The organism is Gordonia sp. p3-SID1431 (assembly GCF_025143765.1).
Taxonomy (GTDB): Bacteria; Actinomycetota; Actinomycetes; order Mycobacteriales; family Mycobacteriaceae; genus Gordonia; species Gordonia hongkongensis.
In genome coordinates this window covers 1-2,622 of sequence record NZ_JAMBDT010000185.1, presented here as the reverse complement: position 1 = coordinate 2,622, position 2,622 = coordinate 1, and the positions used below count along the sequence as shown (strand labels likewise).

3 protein-coding genes are annotated in these 2,622 nt (G+C 66.6%); 2 read left to right on the top strand and 1 reads right to left on the bottom strand.

What is annotated here, in order from left to right; all coding sequences use genetic code 11:
• Window positions 1-585: HNH endonuclease signature motif containing protein (locus tag M4D77_RS23680; RefSeq protein ID WP_259937713.1), on the top strand; the 585-nt coding region annotated here is incomplete at its 5' end.
• A gap of 13 nt (window positions 586-598) precedes the next feature.
• Here M4D77_RS23680 and tgt read toward each other — a convergent pair.
• Entirely contained in the window at window positions 599-1,867 is a 1,269-nt protein-coding gene (gene tgt / locus M4D77_RS23675; protein WP_159369894.1) for a tRNA guanosine(34) transglycosylase Tgt, read from the bottom strand.
• A 91-nt stretch (window positions 1,868-1,958) separates the two neighbouring features.
• On the opposite strand from tgt, the gene M4D77_RS23670 reads away from it, so the two are divergent.
• Complete coding sequence (locus M4D77_RS23670) at window positions 1,959-2,462, top strand: hypothetical protein (protein WP_171011718.1); 504 nt, start codon at window positions 1,959-1,961, stop codon at window positions 2,460-2,462.
• Window positions 2,463-2,622: the final 160 nt, after the last annotated feature.

The window sequence follows — 2,622 nt, the reverse complement described above, 5'->3', positions numbered from 1 at the left end:
AACGATCCCGCCTTCCTCGACCGCCACGGCATCATCGACGCCGACACCGCCCGGCAGCTGCTCGCCGAAGCGCGCCGCACCTACATCCACCCCGCTCCTACCGGACCCGACGGTTCACCGGCTCCAGACGCAGACAGTTCGACAACGCGGTACACCCCGTCGAAGAAGCTGCAGGCCCTGGTGCGTGCCGGCGAACTGTGCTGCACCTTCCCGGGCTGCAACGCCCCGGTCTGGCAGATCGATCTCGACCACACCGAACCCTTCGATCACACCGACCCGCGTCGCGGTGGCCCGACCGATGCGCGCAACCTCAAACCGCTGTGCCGGTTCCATCACCGCATCAAGACCTTCACCAGCTGGCAGGACCACCAAGACGAATTCCAGACCGCCTGGTTCACCACACCCACCGGGCACATGTTCGTCGGCAACGCCTTCAGCGGACGCGACCTGTTCAACAAGCTCTTCCCCAGACGGTCACCCGATCACCCCGCCCGCGACAGACTCAACACCCAGCGCGACAACGACTTCCGACGCCACCAACGCGCCGAGAAGCGCTGGAACGACGCCAACCCACCGCCCTTCTAGCAGTGTTTTACGCCTACCGGGGACCTCCGTAGTAACGCCGGAGGAACTCGTCGCGGTACTCGGTGTATGTGCCGTTCTCGATGGCCTGGCGGGCCCGGTCGACGAGCGTGACGATGAAGGACACGTTGTGCAGCGTCGCCAGCGTGGGGCCGAGGCCTTCCTTCGCCTTGAACAGATGATGCAGGTAGGCCCGGCTGTACTGCGACGTGTAGTTCTCGACCTCGGGGTCGAGCGGCCGGAAGTCACTGCGATACTTGGCATTCGTGACGTTGTACCGGCCGTCCAGTGAGTAGATCGCACCGTTGCGGGCGACCCGGGTCGGCGATACGCAGTCGAAGGTATCGACGCCGTTCTCGATGGCGGTGAAGATGTCGTCGGGTTCACTGATCCCCAAGAGGTGTTTCGGGGAGTCCTCTGGGAGTTCGTCGTTGACCCAGCCGACGATGGTGCCGAGGTTGTCCTTCTCGAGTGCTCCGCCGATGCCGTAACCGCCGAAGCCCTTTCCGCCGGCAGCGCGGTCCGCCTCGCTCAAGGCGACGAGGTCACGGGCGGCCTTGCGCCGCAGATCCTCGTACTGGGCGCCCTGGATGACACCCCAGAGCGACTGTTGCGGCCGGTGTGCGCGTTCGACGCTCAACCGATTGTGTTCGGCGAGACAGCGAATCGCCCACAACCGGGTGCGCTCGAGCGAATTCACCTGGTACTCGCGAGTGTTCATCAGGGTGGTCAGCTCGTCGAAGGCGAAGATGATGTCGGCCCCCAGCTGGTGTTGGATCTGCATCGACACCTCCGGCGTGAAACGATGCGCCGAACCGTCGAGGTGCGACTTGAAGGTCACCCCGTCGTCGTCGACCCGCGAGAGCCGTTCTTTGCCGTTGGCGGTGAGGTCGTCGTCGGGGGTGCCGGTGGCCTCCATCGAGATGACCTTCTTGAACCCCGCACCCAGCGACATCACCTGGAAGCCGCCGCTGTCGGTGTACGTGGGCCCCCGCCAGTTCATGAACGCGCCGAGCCCGCCGGCCGCGTCGATGATCTCCGGCCCCGGCTGCAGATACAGGTGGTAGGCGTTGGCGAGCACGGCCTGGGCGCCGAGGGCAGAGACCGATTCCGGGAGGACCGTCTTCACGGTGGCCTTGGTACCGACGGGGATGAACGCGGGGGTGTGGATCGGACCATGCGGTGTGGTGATCGTCCCCGTGCGCCCACGGGTGCCGGCGAGGGTGGTGCCGACGGCGTAGGTGGGGTCGGCGACTTCGGTTCCGGTACTGCTCACGTCCAGCATCTTCGCAGGTCGGGCGCGCCCACCCCAAACCGACGGCCGGCGCCGGCTACCTGTGCGGTCGACGACACCGCATTCGCTACCGTGGTGAACCATGTCGCGCAGAACTCGTCCCACCGGTCCCACCACGAGCCGCACTCGCCGACCGATCAGGGTCGCGGCGGCGACTCTCGGACTCGCGGCGGCGATATCGACGCTCGTGGCCTGCGGCGCGGAACAGGACGTGACCACCGCTTCGTCGACCTCTCAGGCCGGCGCCGCGGAGTCGGGATCACAGTCCGCCGAACAGCCCGCCACCTCGCCGCCGGTGGTCCCCGGTCGCAAGCCGGTGTCGACCACGGCGTCGAGTGCGACCGCGTCCGACGATTCCGACACCAGTTGCGGCACCATCCCGGGCCCCGACGGCGCGTTGCGAGTCATGATCCTCGCCGGTGACGTGTCCTGCGATTCGGCACGGACCATCGCCACCCAGTACGGACCGAAGATCACCACCGGTCAGCAGCAGTCGGTGGCCGGCTGGACCTGCGCGCCGTCTCAGCTCGAAGGCGTCCTCGCGGCCTGCCAGAAGGGCACCGCGGTCATCGGTTTCGCGCCGTGAGGTGAGTGCCCTGATCGAGGCACCCCTTCCGGGCTTGCTGGTGTTCTGCAACTGGGCCCGGCGCAGAACGACGTGCTTGTGTGGCCGCGCATTCCAGAATTGTGCGGTCCACTTCGGCCCAAACCCGGTTGCCCGTCGCATAAGCCGACAAAGGCCTTAT

Bases quoted from the DNA above. Each gene is read 5' to 3' on its own strand.
- tgt (WP_159369894.1), bottom strand. From the start codon at position 1,867: ATGCTGGACGTGAGCAGTACCGGAACCGAAGTCGCCGACCCCACCTAC.
- M4D77_RS23670 (WP_171011718.1), top strand. From the start codon at position 1,959: ATGTCGCGCAGAACTCGTCCCACCGGTCCCACCACGAGCCGCACTCGC.